General features: G+C 64.5%; 13 protein-coding genes and 1 tRNA gene. 6 read left to right on the forward strand and 8 right to left on the reverse strand.

Annotation, left to right across the window (positions count from 1 at the left end):
- Positions 1-32 precede the first annotated feature (32 nt).
- Both GA615_RS11700 and GA615_RS11705 read right to left on the reverse strand, forming a co-directional pair.
- Positions 33-119, reverse strand: a tRNA-Ser gene (locus tag GA615_RS11700).
- Between the two features lie 77 nt (positions 120-196).
- The gene (locus GA615_RS11705; protein WP_235905360.1) at positions 197-1411 is read right to left on the reverse strand and encodes a DNA polymerase Y family protein; all 1215 of its coding nucleotides are present in this window, start codon (positions 1409-1411) and stop codon (positions 197-199) included.
- A 357-nt stretch (positions 1412-1768) separates the two neighbouring features.
- Here GA615_RS11705 and GA615_RS11710 point away from each other — a divergent pair, with 357 nt between their 5' ends.
- The 3 genes from GA615_RS11710 (at position 1769) to GA615_RS11720 (ending at position 4209) form a co-directional block, all read left to right on the forward strand.
- The gene (locus tag GA615_RS11710) at positions 1769-2299 is read left to right on the forward strand and encodes a hypothetical protein (RefSeq protein WP_152051479.1); all 531 of its coding nucleotides are present in this window, start codon (positions 1769-1771) and stop codon (positions 2297-2299) included.
- Positions 2300-2680: 381 nt separating this feature from the next.
- Positions 2681-3853 carry a site-2 protease family protein gene (locus tag GA615_RS11715; protein ID WP_152051480.1) on the forward strand — a complete coding sequence of 391 codons (1173 nt, stop codon included), beginning with the start codon at positions 2681-2683 and terminating at the stop codon, positions 3851-3853.
- Complete coding sequence (locus GA615_RS11720; RefSeq protein ID WP_152051481.1) at positions 3850-4209, forward strand: HNH endonuclease; 360 nt, start codon at positions 3850-3852, stop codon at positions 4207-4209. The genes GA615_RS11715 and GA615_RS11720 overlap by 4 nt, the downstream gene beginning before the upstream one ends.
- Positions 4210-4239: 30 nt before the next feature.
- Here GA615_RS11720 and GA615_RS11725 read toward each other — a convergent pair whose 3' ends face one another.
- From GA615_RS11725 to GA615_RS11750, 6 genes are all read right to left on the reverse strand, one after another.
- Positions 4240-4527, reverse strand: coding sequence for a hypothetical protein (locus GA615_RS11725; RefSeq protein WP_152051482.1), 288 nt, complete (start codon positions 4525-4527; stop codon positions 4240-4242).
- 45 nt (positions 4528-4572) lie between these two features.
- Positions 4573-5748, reverse strand: a complete 1176-nt coding sequence (locus GA615_RS11730) for a calcium/sodium antiporter (RefSeq protein WP_152051483.1) — start codon at positions 5746-5748, stop codon at positions 4573-4575.
- A gap of 249 nt (positions 5749-5997) precedes the next feature.
- The gene (locus GA615_RS11735) at positions 5998-6969 is read right to left on the reverse strand and encodes an SMP-30/gluconolactonase/LRE family protein (protein WP_152051484.1); all 972 of its coding nucleotides are present in this window, start codon (positions 6967-6969) and stop codon (positions 5998-6000) included.
- A gap of 275 nt (positions 6970-7244) precedes the next feature.
- Entirely contained in the window at positions 7245-7844 is a 600-nt protein-coding gene (locus GA615_RS11740; RefSeq protein ID WP_152051485.1) for a carboxypeptidase-like regulatory domain-containing protein, read from the reverse strand.
- A gap of 110 nt (positions 7845-7954) precedes the next feature.
- The gene (locus GA615_RS28150; protein ID WP_152051486.1) at positions 7955-8425 is read right to left on the reverse strand and encodes a carboxypeptidase regulatory-like domain-containing protein; all 471 of its coding nucleotides are present in this window, start codon (positions 8423-8425) and stop codon (positions 7955-7957) included.
- Between the two features lie 109 nt (positions 8426-8534).
- Positions 8535-9578, reverse strand: a complete 1044-nt coding sequence (locus GA615_RS11750) for a DUF1559 domain-containing protein (RefSeq protein ID WP_152051487.1) — start codon at positions 9576-9578, stop codon at positions 8535-8537.
- A gap of 637 nt (positions 9579-10215) precedes the next feature.
- Here GA615_RS11750 and GA615_RS11755 point away from each other — a divergent pair.
- From GA615_RS11755 to GA615_RS11765, 3 genes are all read left to right on the forward strand, one after another.
- Positions 10216-10524 carry a putative quinol monooxygenase gene (locus GA615_RS11755; RefSeq protein WP_152051488.1) on the forward strand — a complete coding sequence of 103 codons (309 nt, stop codon included), beginning with the start codon at positions 10216-10218 and terminating at the stop codon, positions 10522-10524.
- Between the two features lie 214 nt (positions 10525-10738).
- The gene (locus tag GA615_RS11760) at positions 10739-11662 is read left to right on the forward strand and encodes a ParA family protein (RefSeq protein WP_152051489.1); all 924 of its coding nucleotides are present in this window, start codon (positions 10739-10741) and stop codon (positions 11660-11662) included.
- A 57-nt stretch (positions 11663-11719) separates the two neighbouring features.
- The gene (locus tag GA615_RS11765; RefSeq protein WP_152051577.1) at positions 11720-12700 is read left to right on the forward strand and encodes a hypothetical protein; all 981 of its coding nucleotides are present in this window, start codon (positions 11720-11722) and stop codon (positions 12698-12700) included.
- Positions 12701-12708 lie beyond the last annotated feature (8 nt).

Consider the following 12708-nt stretch of genomic DNA (forward strand, 5'->3'; position numbering starts at 1 on the left):
CGGAACGCCCGTCCTACCAAAGCTTTCACTAGCGGAGGGGGAGGGATTCGAACCCCCGGAGACGTTGCCGCCTCAGCGGTTTTCAAGACCGCCCCAATCGACCACTCTGGCACCCCTCCAACAGGGTTTGCCTCCCAATCGGCGGTGGCCGTGGGGGGCAGTTCTTATCCTAGCGAATCGAGAGGGAGCAGGGTAGTCAGAAGCAGAATTTGCCGCGGATGTCGCAAATGTCGAAGCCGTTGGCCGCGTCGCGGTAGATTTCGGCCAGCGGGAGCGTGGCGGCACTGCGCAGGGCGAAGCGGCCGTGGCGGTGGTTGATCGTTTCCTTGAGCAGGGCGACGGCCTCGGCGCGGTCGGCGGCGGCGGGCGAATCGAACAGGCCTCGGGGAGAGGAACTGCGGCGGACGAGGCGCTCGGCGATCAGGTGCATCCGGGTCGCGGCGATCCGGGGGACGTAGGCGTGTCGAAGGCACACCCGCGCCGAGTCAAGCAACAGGTCGAAGCGGTCGGTTGGCACGGTCGGGTTGACCTGGCCGACCCCCGCCTCGCCGTTGCGGTACGAAACCCAGACGGTCAACCGGCCGGCACAGAGGCGGTGGAACCGAAGCTCCTCGATCAGGCGTTCGAGGTTCCGGACGAGCCAGGCGTACAGGACGATCGGGTCGGCCGCCGGCTCGCCGAAGCTCCCCCCGCGCGACAGGACGCGCTGCACCGGCCGCTCGGGCTGGATCGGGTGGACCGCCTCGCCGTTGAGCTCCCACCAGAGCGACTCGCCCGAGGCCGTCAGCAACCCCCGGACGAGCCGGCGGTCGGCCTGGGCCAGATCGAGACAGGAGCGGATCCCCCAGGGGGCCAGCCGACGCTCGCGGCGACCGGCGATGCCGGTGATCTCCGTCACGGGCCGATCGGCCAGCAAGGCCCGCTCGGCCGCGTCGTCCAGCACCGCCAGGGCGCCGAAGGGCTTGGCCGCGTCGGAAATGAGCTTGGCAAGGGTCCGCGATCGGGCAATGCCGACCGTCACCGGCACGCCCAGGCGCTCCCAGATCGCGTCGCGGATCGCCTCGGCCGTCTGCTGGAAGTCCTTTCCTCGCAAGGGGATGGCGCGGAAGAAGAACTCGTCGATCGAGTAATACTCGACCCGGTCAGACAGCTCCCGCGTCACCTCCAGCATCAGGCGGCTGAGGACCTCGTACCAGCGAAAGTCTCGCTTCAGGTAGACCCCGGTCGGGCAGCGGTCGAGGGCATCCCAGATGGGCATCCCCGTGCCGACGCCGCTGGCCTTCATCTCGTAACTCTTGGCGATGACGCACGCCCCCTGATTGCCCAACACGCCCACCGGCTTGTCGCGCAGGAACTCATCCCGCACCCGCTCGGCCGACACGTAAAAGCAATCCGCGTCCAGGTGCCCCACCGCTCGATCTCGCGTCCTCATGAACGAAAGCATAGTTTGCACAAATAGCCAGTCAAGCCCGAACCACATGGCATCTCGGCACCATCGCCGGCGGAACCCTGGCAGGGACGCTCTGGTTGACCAGGCACATTGCACAGGATGACGACATCAGAGCTGAAACCGCCGCCGCACAGACTCATCGATGCTGGCCATGCTCTTGCATATGCCGAGCCCCCTCTCGATCATGAGAAACCTGATCGTCTGAGACTCCTCGACTCAATCGGATGTTGAGGAAGCAGGTGAACCACCTCAAGAGGCCCCGTGAGTCGGCCCCGCAGCTTGATCGTGCGGCTTGAGGCAAGAGAAAGGGGGGAAGCGATGTGGGGAACCCTTCACCAACGCGTTGAAGCCCTGGGAACCTGGCCGAATGTCGCACTGCTGCTGGTGGCGTTCCTGGTGTGTCTGCAAGGCTTCGACTGGCGTCAGGAGTGGCTGGAGCCAACTCCCCAGATCCCCGATGCGCGCCCTGGCTATACGCCGGAGGAACTCCGAGAGGTGTTCGAGGTCTGGGGACAGGCAAAGCGCCAGCGCTATGCCATCACCCAGGTCACACTTGATGGAATCTTTCCGCTGGTTTACGGCCTCCTGTTCGCCATCTGCGTGGCGCAGCTCTTCACAGGAAAGCGGGTCCGGTGGCTGGTGGTGGTCCCCATGCTGGCCATGCTCGCAGACCTCGTCGAGAACATGCTCCTCGCTCTCCTGGCCTGGAATGATCAGGACGACGCATCGCCCCTGGCCTGGATCGCCGCGGCATCGACCCTGGCCAAATTCTCCTTCTTCAGCGCGTCGCTCATCCTGCTGGTGGTCGGGGGAATCGCCGGCCGCCGTCGGTCGATGACCTCCGCCTGACGACGCTCAAGACGTTCTGAAGTTCCACGAGCGCGGCCGACGAGCCAGGGCTGGCGAACACGGACAGCCCTGCCCCCCGGCGGCCCTGCCACCTGACAGACGTCACAAAGACCAGGATCGTCCGAAGCATGTCGGCTCTCATGAGCCCTGGACCGCAAATTCCTTCGGCCCGCGGCGTGCTGCCTCTGCTTGCCCGAACGTGTACGCTATAAAGGGATTCACGAAGCTCGGCGCGGGAGGCCTGGCGAGGCCGATGATCCTCGTTCGTTCGACCGTCTCGCCGTGATGGCTTCGACTCGCCCCTCTGAATGAACCCGCTCGGATCGCGGCACGACGGCCGCGACGACGGCCCGTCACCGCGTCGAAGGAGTTCGCATCCGCATGACCTGGTCCATCAAGCTCGGCAAGCTCGCCGGGATTCCGCTCTATGTGCACTGGACGTTCTTGATCCTGCTGGGGTTCATCGGCTGGCGAGCCTATACCATCAGCGATCAGGACATCGGGGCCGCCCTGGCAGCCGTCCTGATGGTCATTGCCGTCTTCGGCTGCGTCGTGCTGCACGAACTGGGCCACGCCTTGATGGCCAGGCGCTTCGGCGTGCCGACGTCCGACATCACCTTGCTGCCGATCGGTGGCGTCGCCCGGCTTCAACGCATCCCCGAGAAACCTTCGCAAGAACTCCTCGTCGCCCTGGCCGGGCCTGCGGTGAACGTGGTGATTGCCACCGTCCTGATCGGCGGCCTCTTGCTCTCGCGCAAGGACCTCGCCGAGATCATGCCAACCGGCAACCTGTTCGATGCGGGCAGCAATCCCTTCGGCACGCTTGCCTTCCTCAACATCTTTCTCGTGGTCTTCAACATGATCCCTGCCTTCCCGATGGACGGCGGACGGGTCTTGCGGGCCTTGCTCGCCATGAGCCTGCCCTACGCCCGAGCCACCCGGCTGGCGGCCACCATCGGCCAATCGCTGGCCATCGCCTTCGGCTTCCTGGGCCTGATCTCCAACCCGTTTCTCCTGCTGATCGCCCTGTTCGTCTGGATCGGGGCCGAGGCCGAGGCCCGACAGGTCGAGGAACGGGTGAACATGAGAGGCGCCTTTGTCCGAGACGCCATGCTCACCGACTACCAGACCCTCTCGCCCGACGATTCGCTCGGCCACGCCGCCGAGCTCTTGCTGGCCGGCTCGCAGCAAGACTTTCCCGTCGTCGAGGACGACGATCGCCACCGGCCGATCGGCGTTCTCACCCGATCAAGCCTGATGGACGGGCTCTCCAAGGCCGGACGAAACGGGCGCGTGGCCGACTTCGCCCAGCCGACCCTCGGCACCATCACGCTCGATTCCCCCCTCGTCCCCGCCCTCGCCCGACTCCGCGAAGGGGAAGGCCCCTGCCTTCAGGTCGTCGATGGAATGGGACGACCCATCGGCCTGCTGACACTCGAAAACATTAGCGAATACATCATGGTTCGCACGGCACTTGAGCACGTGCAGCCGCAGCTCGCCGCGTCGGGCGTCTCCCGAGCCCCCGAGCACTGGGGCGGTCCCAGACCGTCATGAGCCTCGCCCGAACCTTCGACCAGGTCGCCCGCACCGACTCCACCTTCGAGCGGCGCGGCGGCCTCTGGGTCGGCAAATGCCTGATCTGCAACGGCCCGATCGCCTTCGACGCCCAAACCGGCGAAGGGGCGACGCTCGAACATATCCGCGCCCGGAGCCGAGGAGGCACTGACGACCCCCGCAACCTCGCCCTCGTCCATGCCTCGTGCAACCACGAGAAAGGCCGACGTTGGGACCCTCGCCGCCGACGCTCCCAGCTCGACTACGACGCCTTCATCGATTGCCTGCTCCAGCGCAGGCTCGATCGCTGGCGAGACGCCCCACCTCCCGGCACGCCGCCTCCCCCCAATCGCTGAGCGAGAGCGCTCGACGAGCCGGGAACCGCCTCAGGCTGCCCGTCTCGCCGTCGCGTTCCGACCGACGAGCACCGCCACCACCGGTCCGTCCGCACGTGCCTTCACGGCGATCGGTTCTCCCGGCTCAACCGTGACGCGATTGCCCGGCCCAACCTCCAGCCAGACATCACCGGTCAGCACGCTGCCGACTCCATCCACAATTACCAGGACGGCCTCGCCACGATCCCAGGGGCTCGCGAGCGTCTCCGAGCATCCTCCCGGCTCGACCTGGATCAGGTACGCCTGACCCCCGCCACTCTGCTGCAATCCGTTTGCCATCGTGGGTTCCTCACCCTGCTTCGAGCCGTCCTGGACGATCCCGCCTCATCCTCCATCGGTCCCGCGGTTGTCCTGACTTGAGCCGCTCCGGTCCCCCAGATTGCTCGACCGGATCGCGTGTGTCGTCCGTCCCGATCGAACGGCCGAGACCACCGACACCCCCAGCGCCAGCACCGTCAGCGGCAACACGAACAGCAGCATCACCGTGCTGAATTCTTCCAGCAACGAATGCTCACCTTGCTTTAAGTACAAGTATGCCAGATAGGCCACGTAATATCCCAGAAACAGCAAGCCCTCTCGCCGGGCAATCCGGGCCCCCGTGTACACGACCGGCAAGCAGGTCAGGGCCACGGCAATCATCACCGGGATGTCAAAATTCAGGGCCGCCCGAGACACCGGAACCCCCTCCGGCGCCGCCAGTCCCGCCGCGCCGAGCACGGCGAAAATATTAAAAATATTACTTCCCACTGCGTTCCCCAGCGCCATCTCGCGCTCACCCTTCAACCCGGCGATAATCGACGTGGCCATCTCGGGCAACGACGTGCCGATGGCCACCACCGTCAGGCCGATCACCAGCTCGCTCACGCCCAGGCTCTTGGCAATCGCCGTGGCCGCCTGAACCAGGAGATCTGCCCCGACCACCAGAATCGACAGGCCGAAGACGATGAAGAAAAACTGCAAGGCGATCTGCCCCGGTCCGGTCGCCGGCCGCTCGGGCACCTCGTCCAGTTCTGCCAAGGCCGCCCGCTCTCGGGCCGTGACCCGACGACCGTGGTAGATCGAAGCAATCGTGTATAACAGGATCCCCGCAAAGAGGATCGCCCCGTCGACCCGGCTCAGGCGGCCATCGTGGCCCAGGACCAGCAGCGCGACCGAGGCCACGATCATCACCGGAACGTCCCAGCCGACCAGTCTCGATCGGACCACCAGCGGCGTGACCAGCGCCGACAATCCCAGAACCACCAACACATTCGCAATATTGCTGCCGACCACGTTCCCGACCCCCAGGTCCGCCATGCTGGGGTCGCCCGACCAGGCTGCGCGCAGCGTGACGGCCAGTTCCGGCGCTCCGGTGCCAAAGGCCACCACCGTCAGACCGATCACCAAAGGCGAGACACCGACCGTCACGGCCAGTCGCGCCGCGCCCTGTACCAAGAACCGTGCCCCAAAGATCAATCCCACCACACCCAGCAAGAACTGCCCGACGATGACACCATTCACTCCCCGATCCTCCCGCTTGGTAAGTTCCTCTTCGTGATCGCCGTCCCCCCCCGGAGATGACTTCACGATCGTCTCCCGTCATCGCTCGGGCCCAGAAATGATGCATTCAGCATGCCACACCTGGTCAGCGACGATCCGTCCTCCCTTCGTCCGGCTCGTCATCGAAGGCGAAAAGCCCAAAGGCGACGGATCACGGCCATCAGACGCAGCCTCCTGGTTCTCCGCTACAGAGATTCGGGATGGCGGGAATCATGATGCGCCCCCCGGCCAAAGGCGATACCCTTCCAAGGCCACTGGCACCCGGTAAACCGTTCTGCCGGCCGTGACGTACAGGGTCGTTCGCTCAGGACCTCCAAACGTCAGGTTGGTGACAAGATCTTCGGCGATCGGGATCCGGCCGATCGGGTCGCCATCGGGACCGAAGACGTAGATCCCCGGCGGCACCTCGTCGGTTTCCCCGTCGTTCCTCGGCCGAGCCACCCCGGCGGCCACCCAGAGATGCCCCTGAGAGTCGAGCCGAATGCCGTCTCCGCCGCGTCCCCGGCCGAAATCGACCACCAGACGACGATTCCTCGGCAACCCGTCGTCGTCCACGTCGAACGCCCAGATCTTCCGGTTCCCGCCTGGCCGACTGTGCGAATCGACCACGTACAGGGTTCGAGCATCGGGCGAGATGGCCAGGCCGTTCGGCCGCTCGATCTCCGGCTGCGACAGCACCCGAGTGACCGAGCCGTCCGGATCGATCCGATACACGGCCTCGGCTCCTTGCTCCAGGATCTCCCGGTGAGGGCCATAGTACGGGTCGGTGAACCAGATACGACCGAGCGGATCAACCACCACGTCGTTCGGACTATTGTAGCGCTTCCCCTGAAATCGGTCGGTCAAGACCTCGACCGCGCCGGTCGTCATGTCCGTGCGAACTACCCGACGTCCACCGTCGAGTCCTTGCTCGGTCCCCTCGCAGGTCACAAGCCTCCCCTCGGCGTCGAACGTGTTGCCGTTGGCCCGGCCGCTCGGCTCGCGCAAGGTGCTCAGCGAACCATCCGAAGACCGCCGCAAGAGGCGGTTGCCGGCAATATCGCTGAAAAACAGGTTCCCTCGATCATCCTCGGCCGGCCCTTCCAGGAAGCAGACGGCCGCATCGACCGAAACCGAAGCCTCGGGCGCCAGCAAGGCATCCGGCCCATCCATTGCGGCGAAATCGATGCGATCCTGCCCCATGTCCGGACTCCCTCGTCACCACGCGTCACGTTGGTTCCGGCCGCTCCGGCCAGGTCCTCATCCTTCGATCCATCGAGGCGACATTCTCGCACGACCCTTTGTGGGAAACCAGGGACCGGTGAGCCACACTCGCCGATTCATCACTCCTTCACCAATCACCTCGAGCGTGACGCCCAGGACCGACGTGCGAATCCCCCGCGCAAAAAGAAAACCCGATCGACGGCCAACACGCCATCAATCGGGCCTGGTCTGCATCGGTTCGAACCGATCGTCGGTCAACGACCGTCGGCTGAGGCGTCGTCCGTCGCCGGTTCTTCGACCGAGGATTCCGACTCGGAAGATTCCGGTTCCGGAGCTTCCGCTGCGGCCTCCGCTTCCTCCGCGGGATCGGCCGAGTCCTCAGCCGCTGGCGGATCGAGCAGGGGGCCTTCCAGATCGAAGTCGAACGTTCCGCCCTCCTCGGGCACGGTCACGGTCAGTTCGGTCTGACCGAGGTCGCTGTACCTCGGCGGCACCAGTTCCTCGGCCACCGCCAGATCCGCCACCGGGGCCAGACTCGATCGGGCCGACAGCCCGACCGGCTTACCCGACGGCGGCATCAGGTAACTGATGCCGACCTGATACCGCCCGGGAGCGATCCCCCGCTGCATCATCGCTTGAAGCGTGTAGCTCCCTTCCTCGTCGGTCTCCCCATTCGCGGTTGTCCCCTTCTCGTCGGTCTGCAAGAAGGTAATCACCGCCCCGGCAAGGGGCTCGCCATCCACCGTCACCGTTCCACTGACCGGAACGAACGTGGTCGGCGTCGTCGAGGGTTCTGCCGAACAACCGGCAAGAAACGCAACCGCGCCAAGCGCGGTCAAGATTCGGAGTCGCATGGGTGTTGAGTCATCTCCCGAAATGGCGAAGAATCGGCATGCCGATGTCAAGGGTGAAGGTGACGTGGCCTCGTCGAGTCGCGCGAGGATTCGAACGCCCAGAGACACGCTCACGACTCCGAGTCACCCTTCACGTCGAATTCGAACACCCCGCCTTCGGGTGGCACTTCGATGGTGAAGTCACTCTTCAACGGGTCCGAGTATTTCTCAGGCAAGGTTTCTTCCATGTAGCCCGCCATGGCGGCCATGGTCGGGTCTCCCATGATCTCCGGAGGAGCGTCTTCCGCTCCTTCACCGGTGCTTGCTTTCTTGCTGATCAGTACCGTGTACTTCCCTGCAGCAAGACCGGAGCGATAATTGTACATCGCCTTGTAATTGCCTTCCGGCCCGGTCTGGTCGCCTCCGGGAGTCACCTCGGCATTATTCGGGTCGGGAATGAAGGTCAGCTCCGCCCCTTCCAGCGGTTCACCATTGAGGGTCACAATTCCGGAAACCGGAACGAGCTTCGGGCCGGAACCGCACCCTGCCGAAACCAGCAAGGCGGCGCCGACCGCCACCGAGAAAAGCATCCTGATCGTCATCGCAGGTGTATCCCTAGAGGGAGAGTTCTCTCCTGTTGAGCCTCAACGCAAGATCCACTTCGGCCGGTCGGCCCCTGGGGCACGAACCGGCCGAAGCGTGAGAATAGGCTCAGAATTGATCGGCCGAAATGACTTCACCACCCTGAATCGTCTGCAATGACCACCACACATACGGGTTGATCGTATCCTTGATGAACCGGACGCTGCCGTCACCAAAGGTCATGTTCACTCCACCCGGATGGAAGCTCCCGATTCGCCAGGCGTAAATCGTGCGTTCGTTGTTCGGTGGGAAACGATCGTCCCGCCACGGGGCGTTCGGGGTGCTCGACCAGACCCAGGTGTGCGTCGGCGGGTAGACCGTGCCGTGGCTCGACGTGTGGGCGCCAGCTCCCCAGTAGGGGCCGAAGTAGCGATTGGCGTCCCAGCTCCACTTGATCTGCGGCGACTCGCCGATCATCACCGTGTTGCTCAGACCGTCGCGAACTTCGCTGAACTTGACCGCCAGGTCCGTGAAGAACATCCCCTGGTCTCGCTTCACCGGAGCGGCGAAGGCCGGGCAATCGTATTCGGTGAACCGGCTCGACATCATCACGTAATTGCTGCGCATCCCCTCGGCCATCGCATACGGGCCGGTCCCCGTGCTGTCCCGATTGACCCGCTCGGGCGGAATGTCCGACGGGCAGGCGTAGGCCGAAACCAGCGAGCCGACGACGGTCGTGTTCACCCAGTGGCTGCCGATCAGGTTCGTGTTTCCGTTCCGCCAGGCCGCGTTGCTCGACGCCTGGCCGAAGTTGTAGGCATCGTATAGCGGTTGCTGTTCCAGGAAGTTCAGGATCATCGTGAAGCCGGTCGTGTTCAGCACCGACCCGTTCGGATAACCCGGAATCCGGTTCGGCGCGTTGCAGCTTCCCGAGGCCAGCTTCACCGGCGGCATCGACCCGTTGGCGCTCTCGTAATTATGAATCGCCAGACCGATCTGCTTCATGTTGTTCGTGCACTGGGCCCGACGAGCCGCTTCTCGCGCGCTCTGGACCGCCGGCAACAACAGCGCGATCAAAACACCAATAATAGCGATCACCACCAGCAGCTCGATCAACGTGAAACCACGTCGGCTGCCCAGGTTCTCAGAAGTGAACGGTCGAGATCGTTCCATCTGGACTTTGCTCCGTGAAGGGAAGGGATTTGACGAAAACATGCCAACGCATGAACTCACCGCGCGATCTAAAATCACGCGATGACGAGGAGCAAACATTCATGCAAACGCACAACGAAGCGGATTCGTTAATACGTTTTCAGGCAGGCAAGGTGCATTTGGAGAGAAATGCACGGGATGAGAAACTTTGGACGAGGCAGAATGGCCAGAAACCATTCCGGTTCTTTAAACAGAATCGCGTTTCGAGATCCCACAAAGGTGTTCTCTCAACGGTCCGGTTCGAACGGTGTTTAACTTCCCACGATCTTCACTCAGTGTCAACACGCCACCGCCGCGAGCTCTTGAAAAAAGTCATCACGACACTTGCGGATCTCGCGTTCCAATCAGGCCGAATTGTCCCCTTGATCCTTAAGGTCAACGGCCCCGTGCGGCCGATGGCGTCGTCCCCGTCTCTTGGGATTTCCCCGCAGAACGAGCGTGATCGGCTTGCTCCGTTCCGACTCCCTGGCCCCTGTGGCACTTCAAGGCTGACTCCCTCGACTCGGGCTGTTAGACTGAGCCCACGATTGACCGGACGAGACACGTCAAAACACGACAACACGACCACCCCATCCGAGGCCGCGGCCGGGAGCCCCCCATGATCCACGTCATTGCCACCATCACCACCCACCCCGGACGACGCGCCGACCTGCTCACCGAGTTCGCCAAGATTCTCGAACCCGTCCGCGCCGAGGACGGTTGCATCGAATACGGCACCGCCGTCGATGCCAAAACCGACATCGCCGCTCAGATCCCCTTCCGGCCCGATGTCGTCACCGTTGTCGAGAAGTGGGAAAGCCTCGATCACCTCAAGGCCCACCTCGACGCCCCCCACATGCACACCTTCCGCGACCGCGTCAAGAACATCGTCACCGAAACCTCGCTCAGCATCCTTGAGTCGGCCTGATCGACCCTGGCCACTCTTGTCTTGCCCAAGCGGTTTGCGAGACTCCCGTCGCCGCCCGGTTCTCGGGTTTGCGCGTCGGGACTCTCCGGTTAGACTTCGGTCAACACTGGGGCGTTGCGTGATCGCGCATTGTTCCAAGGAGACGGACGGACCCGAACTCGATCGAAGCTGAACGCGAACTGACCCCACCATCCGCGACCAGGGAGGGAACCCGATGACGCGCCGGATCGCGGTCTTGAACCAGAAGGGGGGCGTGGGCAAAACGACCACGACCGTGAACCTCGCCGCCGCCCTCGCCAACGAAGGGCACCGGACCTTGGTGCTCGACCTCGACCCTCAGGCCCATGCCACGTTGCATCTCGGCCTGATGCCCGGCCGATCGGGGCCATCTCTTTACGACGTATTGACACAGGGGCTCCCCCTGAAGGACGTTCGCCGCCAGGTCGCCGACAACCTGTTCATCTGCGGCAGCCATATCGACCTGGCCGCCGCCGAGGTCGAACTGATCGGCACCGTCGGCCGCGAGGTCATCCTCCGCGACCTGCTGGCCGCCGACGAGGCCGACGACGCCCCCTACGACTTCGTCCTCATGGACTGTCCCCCCTCGCTCGGCATCCTCACCCTCAACGCCCTCTGTGCCGCCCAAGAAGTGTTCATCCCCTTGCAGGCGCACTTCCTGGCCCTGCACGGGCTCTCGAAACTTCTGGAAACGATCCACCTCGTCTCGAAGCGCGTGAACCGCGACCTGCGCGTTTCCGGCGTCGTCCTCTGCCTGTACGACTCCGGCACCCGCCTCGGCGCCGAGGTGATCGACGACCTCGAACGCTTCTTCGAGGCGCGCCGCCAGGCCAACTCTCCCTGGTCGGATGCTCAGATTTTCAAATCCCGCATCCGCCGCAACATTCGACTGGCCGAGTGCCCCAGCTTCGGCCAGTCCATCTTCCAGTATGCTCCGTCGAGCCGAGGAGCGGCCGATTACTCCTCCCTCGCCGGTGAGATTCAAGGGCGCCCTCCCACCGGCTCCTGGGCCTCGGCCGACAGCACCCCCGCCACCCCCGAGCCCGACTCCGACGGCGAGCTTCCCGCCGTCGCCCGGCCTGCTCGCGTCGACGAACCCTCCTCCGCTCCGGCCGCATAACGGGCCCGTTCCGCCCCGTTGGCCCTGCGTGTTGTCCATCGAGCCTTGCTCTTGCCCATGCGCTGGATCGGCATCGACGAAGCCGGATACGGCCCGAACCTCGGCCCCCTGGTGATGACCGCCGTCATCGCCGAGGGGCCCGACGACACTCGCCCCGATCCCTGGCTCGACTGCCCCGACACCGTCTGCCGGTCGGGAGTCCGCGACGCTCGCCTCTGGATCGACGATTCCAAGCGCCTCTATCGCCAGGGTGCCGGCCTCGACCGGCTCGACGCCGCCGCTTTCGCGGCCCTCGACGCCGCCCAGCTTCCGCTCCCCGACGGGTTCCGAGCGTTCCTCGCCACCCTCGGCGTCGATCCCGACCGTGACGGCGAGGTCTTCCCCTGGCTCCCGATCGGGACGGATTGCCCCGTCCCTCACCCGTCCTCCGCCGCTCGCGTGGCCGAGACGATCCGGCTCCGCCCCTTCGACTCCGCTCGCTGGCGGATCGTCGCCCTCCGCAGCGTGGTCATTGGTCCGTCTCGGTTCAACCAGACGCTGGCCCGCACCGGCTCGAAAGCCCTCGTCCACTTCTCCGCCTTCGCCGAGTTGCTCGGCTGGGCCTGGGACCTCGCCGCCGACGGCACTCCCACCTTCGTCCGATCCGACAAGCACGGCGGTCGGCACTTTTACGCCGACCTGATCCGATCGTGCCTTCCTCCGTTCTCCGTCTCAATCCTTCCCGGCCCCGAAGGCCCCGCGCTCAGCCGCTACAAAATTTGCTCAAGTGCCGAGACAGGCACACCTCCCCGATCCCTCACCCTCGATCTTCTTCCTCGCGCCGATGCCGACGACGCCCTCGTCTCGATCGCCTCAATCCTTAGCAAACTCATCCGGGAATACTGGATGGCCAGTTTCAACGCCTACTGGACAGCCCGAGTCCCCGGCCTCAAGCCCTCGGCCGGCTACCCCGTCGACGCGGCTCGATTCCGCCGCGACCTGCTCGCCCACCTTCCAGACCCCAATCCGCCCGTCGCAACCTGGTGGCGATTGAAGTAAGCGGAATC

Origin of the sequence: Tautonia marina, from assembly GCF_009177065.1 — a bacterium.
Lineage (GTDB): Bacteria > Planctomycetota > Planctomycetia > Isosphaerales > Isosphaeraceae > Tautonia > Tautonia marina.

What these genes read in the sequence shown, in the direction of transcription:
- GA615_RS11720 (WP_152051481.1), top strand. Translation starts at nt 3,850, where the DNA reads ATGAGCCTCGCCCGAACCTTCGACCAGGTCGCCCGCACCGACTCCACC.
- GA615_RS11710 (WP_152051479.1), top strand. Translation starts at nt 1,769, where the DNA reads ATGTGGGGAACCCTTCACCAACGCGTTGAAGCCCTGGGAACCTGGCCG.
- GA615_RS11715 (WP_152051480.1), top strand. Translation starts at nt 2,681, where the DNA reads ATGACCTGGTCCATCAAGCTCGGCAAGCTCGCCGGGATTCCGCTCTAT.
- GA615_RS11740 (WP_152051485.1), bottom strand. Translation starts at nt 7,844, where the DNA reads ATGCGACTCCGAATCTTGACCGCGCTTGGCGCGGTTGCGTTTCTTGCC.
- GA615_RS11760 (WP_152051489.1), top strand. Translation starts at nt 10,739, where the DNA reads ATGACGCGCCGGATCGCGGTCTTGAACCAGAAGGGGGGCGTGGGCAAA.
- GA615_RS11725 (WP_152051482.1), bottom strand. Translation starts at nt 4,527, where the DNA reads ATGGCAAACGGATTGCAGCAGAGTGGCGGGGGTCAGGCGTACCTGATC.
- GA615_RS11755 (WP_152051488.1), top strand. Translation starts at nt 10,216, where the DNA reads ATGATCCACGTCATTGCCACCATCACCACCCACCCCGGACGACGCGCC.
- GA615_RS11750 (WP_152051487.1), bottom strand. Translation starts at nt 9,578, where the DNA reads ATGGAACGATCTCGACCGTTCACTTCTGAGAACCTGGGCAGCCGACGT.
- GA615_RS11735 (WP_152051484.1), bottom strand. Translation starts at nt 6,969, where the DNA reads ATGGGGCAGGATCGCATCGATTTCGCCGCAATGGATGGGCCGGATGCC.
- GA615_RS11765 (WP_152051577.1), top strand. Translation starts at nt 11,720, where the DNA reads ATGCGCTGGATCGGCATCGACGAAGCCGGATACGGCCCGAACCTCGGC.
- GA615_RS28150 (WP_152051486.1), bottom strand. Translation starts at nt 8,425, where the DNA reads ATGACGATCAGGATGCTTTTCTCGGTGGCGGTCGGCGCCGCCTTGCTG.